This window comes from Bacillus sp. GZB, from assembly GCF_001975995.1.
GTDB classification, from domain to species: Bacteria; Bacillota; Bacilli; order Bacillales; family Bacillaceae; genus Bacillus; species Bacillus velezensis.
On record NZ_MTQG01000010.1, the window covers coordinates 1020571 to 1039272 of the forward strand.

Annotated in this window: 17 protein-coding genes and 1 pseudogene; 16 read left to right on the forward strand and 2 right to left on the reverse strand. The window is 41.2% G+C overall.

What is annotated here, in order from left to right; genetic code table 11:
- Nucleotides 1-123 precede the first annotated feature (123 nt).
- From nrdI to BXO87_RS05075, 4 genes are read left to right on the forward strand one after another with little or no spacing between them, the layout of a single operon-like run.
- Nucleotides 124-516, forward strand: a complete 393-nt coding sequence (nrdI, locus tag BXO87_RS05060) for a class Ib ribonucleoside-diphosphate reductase assembly flavoprotein NrdI (RefSeq protein ID WP_003154061.1) — start codon at nucleotides 124-126, stop codon at nucleotides 514-516.
- Entirely contained in the window at nucleotides 476-2578 is a 2103-nt protein-coding gene (nrdE, locus tag BXO87_RS05065) for a class 1b ribonucleoside-diphosphate reductase subunit alpha (RefSeq protein ID WP_007611605.1), read from the forward strand. Before nrdI ends, nrdE begins: the two co-directional genes overlap by 41 nt.
- Before the next feature lie 17 nt (nucleotides 2579-2595).
- Nucleotides 2596-3585: a class 1b ribonucleoside-diphosphate reductase subunit beta gene (nrdF, locus tag BXO87_RS05070; RefSeq protein WP_012117608.1), complete on the forward strand. Its 990-nt coding sequence runs from the start codon at nucleotides 2596-2598 to the stop codon at nucleotides 3583-3585.
- 48 nt (nucleotides 3586-3633) lie between these two features.
- Nucleotides 3634-4254, forward strand: a complete 621-nt coding sequence (locus BXO87_RS05075) for a hypothetical protein (RefSeq protein ID WP_032874993.1) — start codon at nucleotides 3634-3636, stop codon at nucleotides 4252-4254.
- Nucleotides 4255-4303: 49 nt separating this feature from the next.
- Here the strand turns inward: BXO87_RS05075 and BXO87_RS05080 are convergent, their stop codons facing one another.
- Complete coding sequence (locus BXO87_RS05080) at nucleotides 4304-5062, reverse strand: N-acetylmuramoyl-L-alanine amidase (RefSeq protein WP_020955856.1); 759 nt, start codon at nucleotides 5060-5062, stop codon at nucleotides 4304-4306.
- A gap of 306 nt (nucleotides 5063-5368) precedes the next feature.
- On the opposite strand from BXO87_RS05080, the gene spoVK reads away from it, so the two are divergent.
- The 11 genes and pseudogenes from spoVK to BXO87_RS20950 all read left to right on the forward strand — a co-directional run.
- A complete protein-coding gene (spoVK, locus tag BXO87_RS05090) occupies nucleotides 5369-6337 on the forward strand; it encodes a stage V sporulation protein K (RefSeq protein ID WP_015417523.1) in 969 nt (322 codons plus the stop codon).
- 129 nt (nucleotides 6338-6466) lie between these two features.
- The gene (hflX, locus tag BXO87_RS05095; RefSeq protein WP_038458089.1) at nucleotides 6467-7729 is read left to right on the forward strand and encodes a GTPase HflX; all 1263 of its coding nucleotides are present in this window, start codon (nucleotides 6467-6469) and stop codon (nucleotides 7727-7729) included.
- Between the two features lie 16 nt (nucleotides 7730-7745).
- A complete protein-coding gene (locus BXO87_RS05100; RefSeq protein ID WP_038458091.1) occupies nucleotides 7746-9011 on the forward strand; it encodes a methionine gamma-lyase family protein in 1266 nt (421 codons plus the stop codon).
- Nucleotides 9012-9120: 109 nt separating this feature from the next.
- A complete protein-coding gene (gene glnR, locus BXO87_RS05105; RefSeq protein ID WP_007611631.1) occupies nucleotides 9121-9525 on the forward strand; it encodes a transcriptional repressor GlnR in 405 nt (134 codons plus the stop codon).
- Nucleotides 9526-9582: 57 nt separating this feature from the next.
- The gene (glnA, locus tag BXO87_RS05110) at nucleotides 9583-10917 is read left to right on the forward strand and encodes a type I glutamate--ammonia ligase (RefSeq protein WP_007410365.1); all 1335 of its coding nucleotides are present in this window, start codon (nucleotides 9583-9585) and stop codon (nucleotides 10915-10917) included.
- Nucleotides 10918-10996: 79 nt separating this feature from the next.
- A complete protein-coding gene (locus BXO87_RS05115; protein WP_228842177.1) occupies nucleotides 10997-11461 on the forward strand; it encodes a hypothetical protein in 465 nt (154 codons plus the stop codon).
- Nucleotides 11462-12241: 780 nt separating this feature from the next.
- Nucleotides 12242-12841, forward strand: a complete 600-nt coding sequence (locus BXO87_RS05120) for a hypothetical protein (RefSeq protein WP_032875001.1) — start codon at nucleotides 12242-12244, stop codon at nucleotides 12839-12841.
- 80 nt (nucleotides 12842-12921) lie between these two features.
- Entirely contained in the window at nucleotides 12922-13131 is a 210-nt protein-coding gene (locus BXO87_RS05125) for a hypothetical protein (RefSeq protein WP_025851137.1), read from the forward strand.
- A 29-nt stretch (nucleotides 13132-13160) separates the two neighbouring features.
- Nucleotides 13161-13532, forward strand: a complete 372-nt coding sequence (locus BXO87_RS05130; RefSeq protein ID WP_032875241.1) for a YrdB family protein — start codon at nucleotides 13161-13163, stop codon at nucleotides 13530-13532.
- A 236-nt stretch (nucleotides 13533-13768) separates the two neighbouring features.
- Nucleotides 13769-14944, forward strand: a complete 1176-nt coding sequence (locus tag BXO87_RS05135; RefSeq protein ID WP_038458096.1) for a PIN-like domain-containing protein — start codon at nucleotides 13769-13771, stop codon at nucleotides 14942-14944.
- A gap of 47 nt (nucleotides 14945-14991) precedes the next feature.
- Nucleotides 14992-15203 (forward strand): annotated as a pseudogene (locus BXO87_RS20950) (HNH endonuclease); the annotation flags it as partial.
- Between the two features lie 449 nt (nucleotides 15204-15652).
- Here BXO87_RS20950 and BXO87_RS05145 read toward each other — a convergent pair.
- A complete protein-coding gene (locus BXO87_RS05145) occupies nucleotides 15653-16747 on the reverse strand; it encodes an L-dopachrome tautomerase-related protein (RefSeq protein WP_032866014.1) in 1095 nt (364 codons plus the stop codon).
- 562 nt (nucleotides 16748-17309) lie between these two features.
- Here BXO87_RS05145 and BXO87_RS05150 point away from each other — a divergent pair.
- The gene (locus BXO87_RS05150; protein WP_038458099.1) at nucleotides 17310-18701 is read left to right on the forward strand and encodes an MFS transporter; all 1392 of its coding nucleotides are present in this window, start codon (nucleotides 17310-17312) and stop codon (nucleotides 18699-18701) included.
- Nucleotide 18702: the final 1 nt, after the last annotated feature.

Genomic DNA, 18702 nt, shown 5'->3' on the forward strand with positions numbered 1-18702 from the left:
GTCCGCTCTTTCAAAAATATGAATTTTTTATAAATCGATCTCAATATGTTGTGTTTTTCTGAGAGGTTAGTATACTATATATAGTGTTAAGAGATTCATTATTTTTGATAGGTCGTGATAAGGATGGTTCAAATCATATTTGATTCAAAGACAGGGAATGTTCAGCGTTTTGTGAATAAAACAGACTTCCAGCTGATCCGCAAGGTGGACGAAACGGACCACGTGGACACTCCGTTTGTTTTGGTCACCTACACGACAAACTTCGGCCAGGTACCGGCATCAACACAATCATTTCTCGAAAAATACGCCCATCTCTTATTAGGAGTCGCTGCGAGCGGCAACAAAGTATGGGGCGATAACTTTGCAAAAAGCGCCGATACCATTTCAAGACAATATCAGGTGCCGATCTTGCACAAATTTGAACTCAGCGGCACATCTAAAGACGTTGAATTGTTTACTCAGGAGGTAGAAAGAGTTGTCACAAAATCAAGTGCCAAAATGGATCCAGTTAAATAACGAAATCATGATCCAACAAGATGGAAAATTCCAGTTTGATAAAGATAAAGAGGCTGTACATAGCTATTTTGTTGACTATATCAATCAAAACACAGTTTACTTTCACGATTTAAAAGAGAAGCTGGATTATTTGATTGAAAACCAATACTACGAAGAGGAATTCTTAAGCCTTTACTCTTTTGAAGACATTAAAGAAGTGTTTAAGACAGCTTACGCAAAGAAGTTTCGTTTTCCTTCCTTCATGAGTGCGTTTAAATTTTATAATGACTATGCTTTGAAAACGAATGACAAGAAAAGAATCCTCGAGCGTTATGAGGACCGAATCTCAATCGTTGCGCTGTTCTTCGCAAACGGCGACACTGAGAAAGCAAAAGAATATGTGAATCTGATGATCAATCAGGAATATCAGCCGAGTACACCGACATTTTTGAATGCCGGCAGAAAACGCCGCGGAGAACTGGTGAGCTGCTTCTTGCTCGAAGTCAACGATTCCTTAAACGATATTTCACGGGCGATCGATATTTCCATGCAGCTGTCTAAATTGGGCGGCGGGGTTTCTCTTAATCTGTCCAAGCTTCGCGCGAAAGGCGAAGCGATTAAAGATGTTGAAAACGCCACAAAAGGTGTTGTAGGCGTCATGAAGCTTCTTGATAATGCGTTCCGTTACGCTGACCAAATGGGCCAAAGACAAGGCTCAGGCGCGGCGTATTTAAATATTTTCCACCGCGATATCAATGATTTTCTCGATACGAAAAAGATTTCTGCGGATGAAGATGTGCGCGTCAAAACGCTTTCTATCGGTGTCGTCATTCCGGATAAGTTTGTTGAGCTTGCACGTGAGGATAAAGCGGCTTATGTATTCTATCCGCATACGATTTATAAAGAATACGGCCAGCATATGGACGAAATGGACATGACGGCGATGTATGAGGAGCTTGTCGACAACCCGCGTGTCAAAAAAGAAAAAGTGAATGCGCGCAAACTGCTTGAAAAGCTTGCCGTTCTCCGTTCTGAGTCAGGCTATCCGTACATTATGTTCCAGGATAACGTAAACAAAGAGCACGCGAATAACCACGTATCAAAAGTGAAATTCTCGAACCTTTGCTCTGAAGTGCTTCAGGCGTCACAGGTTTCGGCTTACACAGATTATGACGAGGAAGACGAAATCGGCTTGGACATTTCCTGCAACCTTGGTTCATTAAATATACTGAATGTCATGAAACATAAATCGATTGAGCGCACGGTGAAACTCGCGACGGATTCCCTGACTCATGTATCTGAGACGACGGATATCCGCAACGCGCCGGCAGTCAGACGCGCGAACAAAGCGATGAAGTCCATCGGTTTAGGCGCCATGAACCTTCACGGCTACCTGGCCCAAAACGGCATCGCGTATGAAAGCCCGGAAGCAAGAGATTTCGCGAATACGTTCTTTATGATGGTGAACTTTTATTCCATTCAGCGTTCAGCTGAGCTTGCGAAAGAAAAAGGCGAAACGTTTGAGCATTATGAAGGCTCCACTTATGCAACGGGAGAATATTTCAATAAATACATCGAAAAAGAGTTCTCACCGGCATACGAAAAAATCGCTGCGCTCTTTGAAGGCATGCACATTCCGACAATCGAAGACTGGAAAGAGCTGAAGGCGTTTGTCGCTGAAAACGGCATGTACCACAGCTACAGACTGTGCATCGCGCCGACAGGCTCCATTTCCTACGTCCAATCCAGCACGGCGTCCGTTATGCCGATCATGGAACGGATCGAAGAAAGAACATACGGAAATTCAAAAACGTATTACCCGATGCCGGGGTTAGCGTCTAATAACTGGTTCTTCTACAAAGAAGCTTATGATATGGACATGTTCAAAGTGGTGGATATGATCGCGACAATCCAGCAGCATATCGATCAGGGAATCAGCTTTACCCTGTTTTTGAAAGATACGATGACAACTCGTGATCTGAATCGTATTGATCTGTATGCCCACCATAGAGGCATCAAAACCATTTACTATGCAAGAACGAAAGATACCGGGCAGGACAGCTGTCTTTCTTGTGTCGTTTGATTAAAGGAGAGTTTACAGTGACAAAAATTTATGACGCAGCAAACTGGTCAAAGCATGAAGATGATTTCACCCAAATGTTTTACAACCAAAACGTAAAGCAGTTTTGGCTTCCCGAAGAGATCGCATTAAACGGCGATCTTCTCACTTGGAAGTATTTGGGTAAAAATGAGCAGGATACGTACATGAAGGTGCTCGCCGGCCTGACACTGCTTGATACAGAGCAGGGGAACACGGGCATGCCGATTGTGGCCGAGCACGTCGAAGGCCATCAGCGAAAAGCGGTTCTTAATTTCATGGCGATGATGGAAAACGCGGTGCACGCAAAATCATATTCAAATATTTTTATGACGCTTGCTCCGACTGAAACGATTAATGAAGTATTTGAATGGGTTAAACAAAATAAATATTTGCAGAAAAAAGCGCAAATGATTGTCGGGCTTTACAAAGCCATTCAAAAAGATGATGAAATTTCACTGTTCAAAGCGATGGTTGCTTCCGTCTATCTGGAAAGCTTCCTTTTCTACAGCGGTTTCTATTATCCGTTATATTTCTACGGACAAGGAAAACTGATGCAAAGCGGTGAGATCATTAACCTGATCCTTCGTGACGAAGCGATTCACGGCGTGTATGTCGGTCTCCTTGCTCAGGAAATTTATAATAAACAGACAGAAGAGAAAAAAGCAGAGCTTCGTGAATTTGCGATTGACCTTCTGAATCAGTTATATGAAAATGAGCTTGAATATACAGAGGACTTGTACGATCAAGTCGGACTCTCACACGATGTAAAGAAATTCATCCGCTATAACGCCAATAAAGCTTTGATGAACTTAGGGTTCGATCCTTACTTTGAAGAAGAGGATATTAATCCGATTGTATTAAACGGATTAAACACCAAAACAAAATCACATGATTTCTTCTCTATGAAAGGGAACGGCTACAAAAAGGCGACGGTAGAACCGATTAAGGACGAAGATTTTTATTTTGGCCAAGATGAAGAGCAGATATAATATCTGCTCTTTTGGCTTGGATGGAGAGGTAAGACAGGAGGAACGGGCATGAATAAAATGGATGAAATCATCTTGGCTGCACCGCGGAGTGACGTTTTTCAAAACGAAATGCTGACATTTCAGGGAGTCAACAGCGAGGATGAACGTATCGTAAAAATTATGGCTCAAATTGAGGCGCATTTTTTTGAAATCAGAAGAGGCGACGCGGAAGAGGACCCGCGATTTAAACAGCCGATTCCGTATGTCGTCATCCGCCGCGATGATGAGGTGTTTGTGTATGAACGGCTCGCGGGCGGAGGGGAATCACGCCTCCATAATAAGCTTTCTCTCGGCTTCGGCGGACACATGAACCCTATGGAAGGGGCGGCTTCATTTTCGGAAGTGCTGAAACAGAATACCGACCGGGAGCTGGCGGAAGAACTGTACATTCGCGAGGAGGACAAACAAAACATTGTCACACTCGGCCTGATCAATGATGATGAAAACGATGTAGGGAAGGTGCATATCGGCATCCTTTCTGCGCTCCAGTTAGCGTCTGCGGCACAAGTCGAAGTGAAAGAAAAAGATCAAATCGCCGGGCGCTGGATGAAACTGAGCGAACTGAAAGAGGAAAATGTGTATCAGCGTCTTGAAGCTTGGTCTCAGTTTGTCGCCGATATACTTCAATAACAAAAAACCCCTGTTCGTCCCAAAAAAGGGAGAGCAGGGGTTTTTTCATTTAGTCTTGCACAATGAAGGCATCAAATCCGGCTTTTTCGGCCCGCGCTGCCAACGCTTCAGCATAATCTCTGGAAGAGAATGCGCCGATCTGCACTTTAAATAAGCCGCCTTTTGGAAGCACAATCGCGTCAAAACCTTTAGACTCCGCATCGGCGGCAAGCGCATCAGCATTTGCTTTCACTTTGAATGCACCGATTTGCACTTTATATAAGTCAGCCTTTTTTTTTAGACCGAAAGCTTGCTCCAAGCCCTTGGCATGTCCTCTTGCAAGGCTTTCAATAAAACTGGCTGTTTTCAGTTTGTTTGCATCAGCTGACGTATCAACAAAACCATTCTCCGTCAAAATCGCCGGCATACTTGTCTCCCGCAGCACATGGAAGTTGGCTGTTTTTTTTCCTCGGTCATTAAAACCTGATGCTTGAATCACTTGCGTGTGGACGGCTGATTGGTAAGTCGAGGTCGGCGCTCCGACACCGGGGTAAATATAGCTTTCGAATCCGGTTCCGCCTCCTGAGTTAATATGAATGGATAAAAAATAATCTGCGCCCCAGCTGTTGGCGGCATCCGTTCTTTCCGTCAGGCTGACCGTCTTATCGCTTGTCCTGCTCATCGTGACAGAAACTCCTTCATACTCATTCGTCAGAATCGTGCGCAAAGCCAGCGCGATCTCCAGCGTGACCGCTTTTTCCTGAAGTCCGTTTCCGGTTGCACCTGAATCAGTTCCGCCATGACCGGGGTCTATAAAAATTTTAACCATTCTCCATCACCTCATTACAGCATATGATGAGATTCAAAAGGTGCTTGTACGGCTGTCATTCATGAGAAAAATGAGAAACATACCCAACATTTCCCGGAAAATAAAAATAAATGGTTTGTCCTCCCGTTTCTGTTGAATACAATAAGAAATGAAAAATATTTCTCGGGAAAGCGCAGGATTCAACATCATTCCCGAAGAGAACGGAAAAAGTGACAGATAAAGAGGAAAACGGTTCTCATGATGATAGGCGGATGTCACGGAACCGCTTCATCATGAGTAAGATAAAGAGAGAACAGAGAGGTGAGCATGTTGGAGCGCGCTGTAACCTATAAAAATAACGGACAAATTAACATCATTCTTAATGGCCAAAAGCAAGTGCTGACAAATGCAGAAGCTGAGGCGGAATATCAGGCCGCCCTGCAAAAAAATGAAGCCAAACACAGCATTCTGAAAGAAATTGAAAAAGAAATGAACACATTAGTGGGTATGGAAGAAATGAAACGCAATATTAAAGAAATTTACGCGTGGATATTCGTCAACCAAAAACGGGCCGAACAAGGGCTGAAAGTCGGAAAACAAGCTCTTCATATGATGTTCAAAGGGAACCCCGGCACCGGGAAAACCACCGTCGCGAGACTGATCGGCAAGCTTTTCTTCGAAATGAACGTGCTTTCCAAAGGACATCTGATCGAAGCGGAACGTGCCGATCTGGTCGGTGAATACATCGGACACACGGCGCAAAAAACGAGAGATCTGATTAAAAAATCGCTCGGGGGCATTTTATTCATTGATGAAGCATACTCACTTGCAAGGGGCGGAGAAAAGGATTTCGGTAAAGAGGCGATTGATACGCTTGTCAAGCATATGGAAGACAAACAGCATGAATTTATTCTGATCCTGGCAGGGTACTCCAGAGAAATGACACATTTCCTGTCATTAAATCCCGGTCTGCAATCGCGTTTCCCTATCAGCATCGACTTTCCGGATTACTCTGTCACTCAGCTGATGGACATCGCAAAGCGCATGATAGCAGAGCGGGAGTATCAATTAAGCCAGGAAGCCGAGTGGAAGTTAAAAGATTACTTAATGACAGTGAAAAGCACGACAAGCCCCATTAAATTCAGCAACGGGCGCTTTGTCAGAAACGTGATTGAAAAATCGATCCGCGCTCAGGCCATGAGACTTTTAATGGGAGACCAATATTTAAAAAACGATTTAATGACGATCAAGAGCCAGGATTTACTTATAAAAGATGAGGCGGCAGCTCACGAATAGACCTCTCAGCCGGTCTGAGGGGTCTCTTTTTTATTTCTCTCTTTAAAACCCGCCGGATGTGTGGTATACGCCCTGCGGGTTTGGTATGATAGTACTACTGCCCAATACGACACAGAAAGGAACATCCATTTGAACGAACAGGAAGGAAAAAAAGAAACGGTCATTTTGGTCGGCTGCCAGCTTCCGCACATGACAGATGAGCACTTTGAACATTCCATGGAAGAGCTTGCTTCATTGACAAAAACGGCTGACGGAACGGTGCTGACCCGGATTACGCAAAAACGGAACAGAGCGGATGCCGCTACTTATATAGGCAAGGGGAAAGTAGACGAGCTGAAGGCGCTGTGTGAAGAGCTTGAAGCAGATCTGGTCATTTTTAATGATGAACTGTCACCGAGCCAGCTTAAATCACTCGCCACTGCAATTGAAGCGAAGATCATCGACCGTACGCAGCTAATTTTGGATATTTTCGCAAAAAGGGCGAAGACGAGAGAAGGAAAGCTTCAGATCGAATTGGCCCAGCTTCAATACGCGCTGCCGCGTCTGAGCGGACAAGGAATCAATCTCTCAAGACAAGGCGGCGGAATCGGGACGAGAGGGCCCGGTGAGACAAAGCTTGAAACAGACCGGCGCCACATTAGAAACCGCATACACGAAATTAACGTGCAGCTTTCAACGGTTATCCGCCACAGAAGCCGTTATCGGGAGAGACGAAAAAAGAACGGCGTGCTTCAGGCTGCGCTCGTCGGGTATACCAATGCCGGAAAATCAACATGGTTCAATCAATTAACGAGCTCAGACAGCTATGAAGAAGATCTGCTGTTTGCAACACTTGATCCGATGACGAGAAAGATGGCGCTCCCAAGCGGCTACAGCGTCCTTTTGTCTGATACGGTCGGCTTCATTCAGGATCTGCCGACGACGCTGATTGCCGCTTTCCGCTCAACGCTTGAGGAAGTGAAGGAAGCAGACTTGATCATTCATGTCATTGATTCATCCAATGAAGATTATGCCGGGCATGAACAGACTGTCCTCGGTCTGTTAAAAGAGCTTGAGGCAGATGATATTCCGGTGCTGACCGCTTATAACAAACGTGATGAGACACTTCCTGACTTCATCCCGACAGCGGGAGAAGGCCACATCATGATCAGCGCCAGAATCGCCGGGGATGAAGCAAAACTAAAAGCGGAAATCGAAGCTTATTTGCGCCGGGAGCTGATGACGCCGTATGAAGTTCATGTGCCTGCCGCCGAAGGCAAATTGATGTCACGCATCAAATCAGAGACCATGATCGACAGCCTTTATTTTAATGACGAAAATGAACGCTACGAAGTCTCAGGTTATGTACAGGAAGAACAAAGCATACTCGGAGAACTGAAGAAATTCATGTAAGGAAGGTATACACAACATGTTTGACACACTGACCCACGGCGCTCTTTTACAAAAAACCGCCGAAGAAACAGAAGCGGAAATCTCCGCCGTTCATAAAAGAATAGAAGAAATCAGTGAACGGAATGAATGGAGAGTCCTGCAAAGCTACAGAAAACATAAAGTAAGCGATACGCATTTTACGCCTTCAACCGGATACGGTTATGATGATATCGGACGAGATACACTGGAGAAGATCTATGCTGATGTGTTCGGAGGAGAGGCGGGACTCGTGCGGCCGCAAATCATTTCCGGAACGCATGCGATTTCAATCGCGCTCTTCGGTGTGCTGAGACCCGGGGACGAATTGCTTTATATAACAGGCAAGCCTTACGATACACTCGAGGAAATCGTCGGAGTAAGAGGCGGGGAGTATTCAGGCTCGCTTAAGGAATTTCAAATCGGATACAATGCAGTCGATTTAACATCAGAAGGCAGAGTGGACTTTGAAGCGGTCCGGGCTGCAATCCTGCCGAACACAAAAGTGATCGGCATCCAGCGTTCAAAAGGATATGCGAATCGTCCGTCTTTCAGAATAAATGAAATTGAAGAGATGATTCGTTTCGTAAAGGAAATCAAAGAAGATGTCATTGTTTTTGTGGACAATTGCTACGGAGAATTTGCAGAAGAGCGGGAACCCTGCCACGTCGGAGCGGATCTTATGGCCGGCTCCCTGATTAAAAACCCGGGCGGCGGCCTTGCTAAAACGGGCGGCTACCTTGTAGGGAAAGCCAAGTGGATTGAAGCCTGCTCTTACCGGATGACCTCCCCGGGAATCGGAAGTGAAGCCGGGGCTTCGCTTTATTCGCTGCAGGAAATGTATCAAGGTTTCTTTCTCGCTCCGCATGTAGTGGCGCAAAGCTTGAAGGGAGCGGTATTTACCGCCCGTTTTCTTGAAAAGCTCGGCTTTACGTCAAACCCTGCTTGGAATGCGCCGAGAACGGATCTGATTCAATCAGTTGAGTTTCAGGACCCTGATAAGATGATCGCTTTTTGCCAGGCGATACAATATGCTTCCCCGATTAATGCGCATGTGACGCCTTATCCGAGCTATATGCCGGGATATGAAGACGATGTCATTATGGCAGCGGGCACTTTCGTACAGGGGGCAAGCATTGAATTATCAGCAGATGGACCTATCAGACCGCCTTATGTCGCGTATGTCCAAGGAGGATTAACCTACGCGCACGTGAAAAATGCGATTTGCAGCGCCGTAAATGCTTTAATGGAAAAAGAGCTGATCTAGGCCGTTTGCAATTTTCAAAGAATTCGATGTTAAGATTCCTTACATTGTGTTGACACAAAATATAACATCACCTATAATGAGACTAAGATAAGAAAAGGAGGAAATTGAGATGAGTGATAACATTCGCCGCTCAATGCCTTTATTTCCAATTGGGATTGTCATGCAGTTAACAGAACTTTCTGCCCGGCAAATTCGATATTATGAGGAAAATGGATTGATATTTCCAGCGAGAAGCGAAGGAAATAGACGATTATTTTCATTCCATGATGTAGATAAACTGTTAGAAATCAAAAATCTGATTGAACAAGGCGTTAATATGGCGGGGATCAAACAAATTTTGGATAAGGCATCTGCCGAACCGGAAGAAAAATCCGAAAAAACCGCCAAACCGATGAAGCACGATCTGTCTGATGACGAACTCAGAAAGCTTCTGAAAAACGAACTGATGCAGGCAGGCCGTTTCCAACGGGGAAATACTTTCCGCCAAGGTGACATGTCCCGATTCTTTCATTAATCCGTTAGCAACTGTTTTGCTATATACATTTACCTTTTAGAGGAGGAGTTTTACGAAATGGCAAAGTACACAAGAGAAGACATCGTAAAATTAGTAAATGAGGAAAACGTAAAGTATATCCGCCTTCAATTCACAGACATTCTCGGAACGATTAAAAACGTGGAAATTCCTGTGAGCCAGCTTGAAAAAGCACTTGATAATAAATGCATGTTCGACGGTTCTTCCATCGAAGGTTTCGTCCGTATCGAAGAGTCTGATATGTACTTATATCCTGATCTGAACACATTTGTAATCTTCCCATGGACGGCTGAAAAAGGTAAAGTAGCACGCTTCATCTGTGACATTTACAATCCGGACGGCACGCCGTTCGAAGGTGACCCGCGTAACAACCTCAAACGGATTCTGAAAGAAATGAAAGAACTCGGTTTCAGCGATTTCAATCTTGGACCTGAGCCTGAATTCTTCCTGTTTAAATTAGATGAAAAAGGCGAACCGACGCTTGAATTGAACGATAAAGGCGGATACTTCGACCTGGCTCCGACTGACTTGGGAGAAAACTGCCGCCGCGATATCGTGCTTGAGCTTGAAGAAATGGGCTTTGAAATCGAAGCATCTCACCATGAAGTTGCTCCGGGCCAGCACGAAATCGATTTTAAATATGCCGGTGCCATCCGTTCTTGTGATGACATCCAAACTTTCAAATTGGTTGTCAAAACGATCGCCCGCAAACACGGTCTGCATGCGACATTCATGCCAAAACCGCTGTTCGGCGTAAACGGTTCCGGTATGCACTGCAACCTATCACTCTTTAAAGATAGCGTTAACGCATTCTTTGATAAAGACGCTGATCTTCAGCTGAGTGAAACAGCAAAACATTTCATTGCCGGTATCGTAAAACACGCGACAAGCTTTACGGCTGTCACAAACCCGACAGTGAACTCTTACAAACGCCTTGTTCCGGGCTATGAAGCACCTTGCTACGTGGCATGGAGCGCGCAAAACAGAAGCCCGCTGATCCGTATCCCGGCTTCCCGCGGCATCAGCACGCGTGTTGAAGTCCGCAGCGTAGACCCGGCGGCAAACCCGTACCTGGCGTTAAGCGTATTGCTTGCAGCAGGCCTTGACGGAATCAAAAATAAACTTGAAGCACCGGCTCCGATTGACCGCAACATCTACGTCATGAGCAAAGAAGAGCGCATGGAAAACGGCATCGTAGATCTTCCGGCGACACTGGCGGAAGCTCTCGACGAATTCAAATCAAACGAAGTCATGGTTGCAGCGCTCGGCGAGCACCTGTTCGAACACTTCATCGAAGCAAAAGAAATCGAATGGGATATGTTCCGCACACAGGTTCATCCGTGGGAGCGCGAACAATACATGTCTCAGTATTAATCTCTCAATCCCTTGGCACTATTGGTGTCAGGGGATTTTTTGGTTTCTTAACAAGTTTAATAACTTAACTAAGACATCGATGAATGAAAAGGTAAAAACCAATGTTTCTGGAATGAATGTTATAAGTCAGTCTGAAGGTGAAGCATCTTATACAATCGAATATGGCGGAATACAGTATTTTATTGATCAAAAAACTCTAGATAAAGGAACCTCTAAAGAGTCGATTAAAGTTGATCAATATTTGTTAACTGATGGCCATCGAACACTAGTCGATTCTGCTACAGTTAATATTTCCGATGAATCAAGTGAGATGTCATCAACTCTAGTGAAATGTAGAGGGAAACAAGGTGTTTCGGTAGCAATTCCTATAGTCAAGGTGAGCATGAATTCGTGTGTATTTAAAAAATTCTTAGATATTGTTGAGGATGCTGATGATATGGCAGGGGCTATCGCCGGGATAGCAGCATTGATAAAAAAATACCTGGGATTTCAGTATATGCTGGAGCAATTGCAGGGGCAATGTTTGCTGGTAAGTATGCCATAAAAAAAGTATCCAATAATGGAAGTACGGAATTTCTTATAATTGGATAATTGGTACCCCTGTTGTTGCACCTTGGAGAAATGGTTAATTATTAAGGCGGTAATGTCAAATGAATCGTATATTAGTCTCAATAGCTATTATTATATTCCTGATTGAATATATTGTAGCTCCACTCACAGATATAGATACCGGAAAATACGGCACGTTTATAGGCTTAATATTGTTGAGTATTACGGTTCTAAGGCTATCTGATAATGACAAATCATAAACTTTTTAAGGGAGCAGACTTCGGTCTGCTCTTTTTTGTTTATTTTATTTGGGTGTAAAACGAAAAATAAGCGACAAATTCCCGACAAAACAGGGGACATTTTAGGGGACAAAAAGGGGGATTATTTATGTTTGAAATCTCGATAAACTTAACCTATCGACGAAATGCGATAAATAAAACTTATCGAAATATACGGTTAAAGCGTCTTTCTCTTATCAAGACGAATTCGGATACGGAACAAAGGTGTTGAGGAATGAAGCCAAAACGAGAGGAGCATTCTGAACCTGGATAGCAGCTAGTCTGAGGCGTCCGTATCGGGAGAATAGTGATATCGTGTTTCATTGTGCGATCTTGCTATACTTGGCTTCCTCTCGGAGTATGGGTGAGATCAATCTTTAAAAAGTGATTAACATAAGGGCGTAAAAGATTAGATTGCCTAAACTTTTTTAGACAAATTCTGCATACTATTCCATTGTCCTTTCCTTTCATTGATAATAAGGTAGGAGGGGATTAACTTGGATCAGTTTTCATTTGTACAAGATGCCGTAAGTAAAGGAAATGATTTATCTAGTGACTTGTTCGCTGTTTATATGGATATTGCATCGACATTTCAGAATTACGAAACAACCTTTAAGTATTTTTATGAAAAAACAAAAGAAGATGTTGAGGCTAGAAACAATTCAAACGGTGAACATTTATTAATAGAGCCGATTATAATTCCTTCTGTTTCCAGTGCGTTATTTACTGGAATATATGGTGATTTTGAATACTTTCTTAATTTAATTTGCAATGCTTATAAAACAAAACATGGTTATAAGATCGATCTAAAAGATATATCAGGAAATGGTATTGAAAGAGCTGTTTTGTATTTAACTAAGGTTGTTCAAGTTAGAGACTTAAAAAATACACCTGAATGGAATAAAATAAGGCACTGGAATAGAATTAGAAATATTATTGTGCACAATAATCGGGTTATTAGAAATAAAGAAGATAAAGATTCAATTATTTTTTTGAACCTTAATATTAATAAAAAGCAAAATAGAGTGTATCTTTTAATAGATGATTGCAAAAGGTTTCACGGTCTTATATTGAATTTTCTTAGGATATGTATTTGAGTAGTTTTTCGTTCGACAAATTCCGCAAATAGCTCCTTTGTCACGATCCTTAACCGATAATAAGGTGGGAGGTGAAGAAATTGAAACATCAAGAGAAGTATAGACTTTCAAAAATAATACAAAAATTAATTGATGAGGACATTGCTTTAAGAAAAGTAACCAATACTGTATCAGAAGAATTTGAAAAAGAAAGAACCGAAGAATTACAAGGGATAATTGAACATCTAGAAAAAAGCTCAAACCATTTAAAAGAATCTATTAAAGAAATTGAACAAATAACCTTGAAGTAATAGTCACCAAAGAATTAGAGTATTTGGAGCTGAATAATTTGAACCAAATTAATTTACTTCTAAGATTTTTGCTTGAAGTTGCTGCACTAATCTTTATCGGGTTATTTGCTTGGAGTCATTTCAATGGTTTTTTAAGATATGTTTTAACTTTAGTATTACCGATATTAGCAATGCTAATTTGGACTGTATTTGCAGTACCTAACGATCCAAGCCGAAGTGGTCAAACTGTAATAGCCGTAAATGGAGTTATAAGATTGATTATTGAATTACTGATCTTCGCAATAGCTGTTGCGGCGATTTACTTTAGTGATTTAAAAACAGTTAGTATTATCTTTTTTTGTTTAATAATACTACACTACATAGCTTCAGTTGAACGTATAAAATGGCTTCTAAATCAATAAAGCATCATTATAGATTCAGCACCCTTTATAGGGTGCTTTTTCATGGTCTCTGTAAACTGATCCCGGTAAATCTCAGGATAGACTATTAACGGTTAACGGCTTGAGTGCGGTGGCAGTTTAGAAAGAATAAATATGTGATTTAAAGGGAATCGTTCGACAAATTTCGCGATTGGTTTCTTTTTGATATGCTTAACCGATAATATATAAGAATGAAAAATTTTGTAGGAGAGTTATGAATGAAGGATTGGAAACGATACTTATATCAACCAAAACCAGCTTCTGAGTTGCTAAAAGATGCGACAATTGTAATTGATACTAACGTTTTACTAGCCGCTTATCAGTGGAGAGAAGTAACAGTTAATAAAGTTTTAACAACTTTACAGCGATTAAAAGGTGAAGATAGACTTAGAATTCCTTTACAAGTTATAAAGGAATTTTCTAAGAATAGAACAAAAGAAATTAAACAACGAATGAATGATATAGACCAGGTCATATCTAAGTTACAAAGAGACAAAAATCCAATAAGAGAACGTGTTCCCATGCTTGAAGGAAAAGATATCCTTAAGAATATTGAGACTCTACAAGAGAATCATCATAGTGCCCTTAAAGAATATAAGGATGGATTAGTTGAGCTAAGAGACCATCTAAAAAAACTTTTTTATGAAGACCATTTCTTGGACAGTATTCTGGAAATTGCACAAGAGACGATTATTTTCCCACCGGATGGAAAAACCGATGAGGATCTGATGAAAGAGGCTGAAGAACGTTTTAAAAATAAAATTCCGCCGGGATATAGAGATAATCCTAAAGAGGAAAATAGTTCAGGAGATTTTATTATATGGTCTTCAATTCTTCAACTGGACACTGATGTGGTTTTTGTTAGTGGGGATAAAAAAAGTGATTGGGTCTATAAGGATAATAATGAAAACCCCATAGTTGCAAGGCGTGAATTAATTGAAGAATTCTTTATACAAACTGGTAAGGATTTTGCACATATTACCCCAAAAGATTTTATAACGTCTTTAAATTCAGATGTAAGTGAAGATGTAAGAGAAGACTTATCCAACTACAAAACAAAATTTAAAGTAGAGGACTCAGATGAATTAACTGTCATAGAACCAGTTAATTCTCAGGAGAAGTTAGATAAAATTACCCGAAGAATATTTGAACTCGTCGAAGATCTTTGTCAAAAAGAAGAGCTTAAAATAGAAGGCGATATATATAAAGCACTAAACTCCTTAGTTGCAAATAATATAATTAGTAGAAAAACTCGTGAAGAAATAGAAACAATCATAACAATTAATAGAGATATTGATCTTGGTTTATTAGGTGTGAATGATTTCAGTGTTGGTTGGGCTATTTCAAAAGGAACGCATTGTATAAACAATATAACAAAATATCTACAAAATTAATGCTCTTTAAAAAGAGCATTTTTTTAGCAATTAAAGAGGTGATATTATTGCCACGTAAATCTCTAAGAATATGCGCAGCCCCTGGGTGCCTTAGCTTCACCCGTGACCGATACTGTGATGCACACAAGACACAGCAACAGAAAGAAACAAAACAATAACAATTTTTTATAAATCAATAGATTGGAAACGAACAAGACAACTTGCATTGATACGAGACAATTATCTTTGTCAGCATTGTTTGAAAGATCATTGCTTTACTCATACGAAAGGGCCATTACAGGGGGGGAATATTGTCCGATGTTTGTTTGCAAGCGATATGCGGCGCACACTATAAGTAGACCTGAACTCATATATCAAATCAGCGTCATTCTCTTTCTAAGGCGGTGTAAACGCGAAAAAAATATTCGCATTCATGCTGCTGATTTTGTTAAATGATTTTCTTTTTATCACAGGTGCAGCATTAGTTCACCCTTGGGAGCGCGAACAATACATGTCTCAGTATTAATCTCTCAATCCCTTGGCACTATTGGTGTCAGGGGGATTTTTTGGTTTTGTCATAAGATTAAGAGGTCGATATTTTAGTCCTTGACCAAAATATGACCAAAAAAATTGAAGTTATGAATCTAACTCCATAATTGAGGACACGTATTTATTGTAATCCCTTATTCGGTTTAGGATGAAGGCTAAATGAACCGGCCATTTTTATTTTCAAAAAGCAGGAGCAGGAAATTCATCAATTTTGATACGAAGTAAACTATAAGGTTTCTGTCGTAAGTCCTTTCCATAATGAAATCTAGCCTGCCGATGTAATTGGTTCACGATGACATATAAGTATTCATCCGGACCAATCGAAAAAGTATCCGGCCATAAAATTCTCGGATCATGTGCGATGGTTTCCATTGTGCCATTCGGCAGCATCTTTCGAATACTATTGTTCTCATAATCTCCGGCATAAATGGCTCCTTTTGCATCTGTAATCATTCCATCAGACGCGCCTTTTTCTCCCCAATACGCCACATGATAAAGTAAATCCATGTCCGGTATATTTCTATCTCTCAGGGCTTCTGTTGAGATTGAGAACAGATGACGGCTGGTCAGTGGACAAAAAAATAATACCTTTCCGTCAGGAGAGATCGCAATACCGTCGGATGCCAGCCTAAACGGGGAAGTTGAACCATCCCTGTTACGATTCATCAAAATTTTGCCTTCTATTTTCGGTATAAAATAGGAATCCGGTGAAGTTGGATTTGCTCCATTTAACCGTCTAAATGCGTTTCCGGTTTCTAAATCAACGACGATAATAGCGCCTGGTCCTTTGGAAGAAGAATCCGTTATATAGGCATAACCTGCAGTTCCAACACGAAAATCAAATCGGACATCATTCAGGTAAGTTGTTGGAAGGACAACATCTTCTGTAAAGGTATAAACTCTTCTGATTGTATTGGTTTTTAAATCAACAGCGACTAATTTTGCCCCGCCTTTAATTGGTTCAGAAAAATTGGGTGCCGCTGTATCTAGTACCCAAAGGGTTCCTCTTCCATCAGTAACTACACTTTGGACACTGATGAAAGTCATTTTGATATTCTCAGGGTTAACCAAATTGGTTTGTAAATCAGGATAAGGCTGCAATTTATCCCCAATTATCTCCGCCACCGTAAATTTAACATCGTCTCCCCATTTCGGAAAACAAATGAAAATACGACCAGTTTCTGAAACAGTAACACCGGTAGGCATAGCTCCATAAAATGCATAAACCAGTTCTAAATCCCCAAAATATTTTTCAAAAGGCAGCATAGGTTTCATCATATCCTCCTCAACCAATTAAACGGGATATCACTTATATATGATTCGCATTTTTTCTAGTGCATGTTTCTTAATACGTTTTTCTAAACACAAGATGATGGAAGTGCTTATCATTTAATAAGTCAGTCAGGTGACACAGGGGGTTTTTACTTAACGTCTGTCGAAGCAGTCGGCAATTACAACATGGTATGTCCTTTGATCGGTTTTAAATTCTCTGAAAAAAGAGTTGAAAAAGCAGAAAAGATTTTATAATATGAAATCAAGTTAGTTTGTTCGGTCAACAAACTAATAAAACCACTTTAATTGTCCATCATGTAAAGGTCTTAAATGGGAGGGGGATAAGAGGCTCGATTTAATTGGAGGTATATAAAAGCGAAAGCCAAGCTTTTATCCTGTTCACTGCTATCTGATCACCATTTGGATGTTGAAAATGCTCTGTGAAAGTAAACCGCTGTCATTTTTTGAAAGCGCTTTTATACGCCGCTCACTGGCTGATAATTTTAAAGAAATGTTATACCATTCATCATGTTCCTTATGTAAAGGATCGAAAAGGGGAGAAATCATGCTCAGTGAAAATGTAAAGAAGATCAGCATGGTTGAAAAAGTTGGATATGCGTCTGGAGATTTTGCTTGTAATTTAATTTATGCAACAGTGTCTACGTATCTTTTGTTCTTTTATACAGATGTTTTTGGTTTATCGGCAGCAACAGCCGGTACGATGTTTTTAGTGGTTAGAATCATCGACGCTCTCGCTGATCCTTTTATCGGAACAATAGTTGACAGAACAAATAGCAGGTTTGGCCGCTTCAGACCGTATCTTTTATTCGGAGCTTTTCCCTTTGTCATATTGGCAATACTCTGTTTTACAACCCCGGATTTTTCGGATATGGGGAAATTAATATATGCCTATATCACCTATGTCGGCTTATCGCTTACATACACCATGATAAACGTGCCATATGGCGCGTTAACATCTGCAATGACCAGAAATAATCTAGAAGTTGTTAGTATAACGTCTGTCCGTATGTTATTTGCGAATCTTGGGGGACTTGTCGTTGCATTTTTTGTTCCCTTACTGGCTGCTTATTTAAGCGATACTTCCGGCAGCGAATCTCTTGGCTGGCAGCTAACCATGGGTATTATGGGAGTTATAGGCGGGTGCCTTTTAATCTTTTGTTTTAAAAGCACAAAAGAGCGTGTCACGCTTCAAAAATCCGAAGAAAAAATTAAATTTTCGGATATATTTGAGCAGTTTCGTGTTAATCGGCCTCTAGTTGTATTAAGTATTTTCTTTATTATTATTTTTGGAGTGAATTCAATCAGTAATTCGGTTGGCATCTATTACGTAACGTATAATTTAGAAAGAGCAGATTTAGTGAAGTGGTACGGTTTGTTGGGAAGTTTGCCTGCTTTAGTCATTTTACCGTTTATTCCAAAGCTTCATCAATTATTAGGGAAGAAGAAATTACTAAACTATGCATTATTACTGAATATGATCGGCCTCTTAGCTTTACTGTTCGTTCCGTCAAGTAATGTATTCCTCATACTTTTCTTTCGATTGCTGGCCGCTGCAGGAAGTCTCACTGCCGGGGGGTATATGTGGGCGCTTATTCCTGAAACAATAGAATATGGAGAGTATAAGACCGGGAAAAGAATGGGCGGTCTCATATATGCTATTATCGGATTTTTCTTTAAATTCGGCATGGCCTTGGGAGGGGTTGTACCGGGTTTGGTTCTAGATCAGTTTGGATATGTGGCAAATCAGGTGCAAACGCCGGAGGCATTGACGGGAATTTTAATTACAGCAACCATTATTCCCGTGTTCTTACTGGTTCTGGCCATGATTGATATTAATTTCTATAACTTAGATGAGAAAAAATATAAAAGCATGGTTCGAGAATTAGAGAATAGAGACAAAGTTTATTTGGATCATATTGACGATTTCAAAGCTTAAA

Coding starts and splice junctions, on each gene's coding strand:
- nrdI (WP_003154061.1), top strand. CDS start 124: ATGGTTCAAATCATATTTGATTCAAAGACAGGGAATGTTCAGCGTTTT.
- BXO87_RS05075 (WP_032874993.1), top strand. CDS start 3,634: ATGAATAAAATGGATGAAATCATCTTGGCTGCACCGCGGAGTGACGTT.
- BXO87_RS05080 (WP_020955856.1), bottom strand. CDS start 5,062: ATGGTTAAAATTTTTATAGACCCCGGTCATGGCGGAACTGATTCAGGT.
- spoVK (WP_015417523.1), top strand. CDS start 5,369: ATGTTGGAGCGCGCTGTAACCTATAAAAATAACGGACAAATTAACATC.
- BXO87_RS05100 (WP_038458091.1), top strand. CDS start 7,746: ATGTTTGACACACTGACCCACGGCGCTCTTTTACAAAAAACCGCCGAA.
- glnR (WP_007611631.1), top strand. CDS start 9,121: ATGAGTGATAACATTCGCCGCTCAATGCCTTTATTTCCAATTGGGATT.
- glnA (WP_007410365.1), top strand. CDS start 9,583: ATGGCAAAGTACACAAGAGAAGACATCGTAAAATTAGTAAATGAGGAA.
- BXO87_RS05115 (WP_228842177.1), top strand. CDS start 10,997: ATGAATGAAAAGGTAAAAACCAATGTTTCTGGAATGAATGTTATAAGT.
- BXO87_RS05135 (WP_038458096.1), top strand. CDS start 13,769: ATGAAGGATTGGAAACGATACTTATATCAACCAAAACCAGCTTCTGAG.
- BXO87_RS05145 (WP_032866014.1), bottom strand. CDS start 16,747: ATGAAACCTATGCTGCCTTTTGAAAAATATTTTGGGGATTTAGAACTG.
- BXO87_RS05150 (WP_038458099.1), top strand. CDS start 17,310: ATGCTCAGTGAAAATGTAAAGAAGATCAGCATGGTTGAAAAAGTTGGA.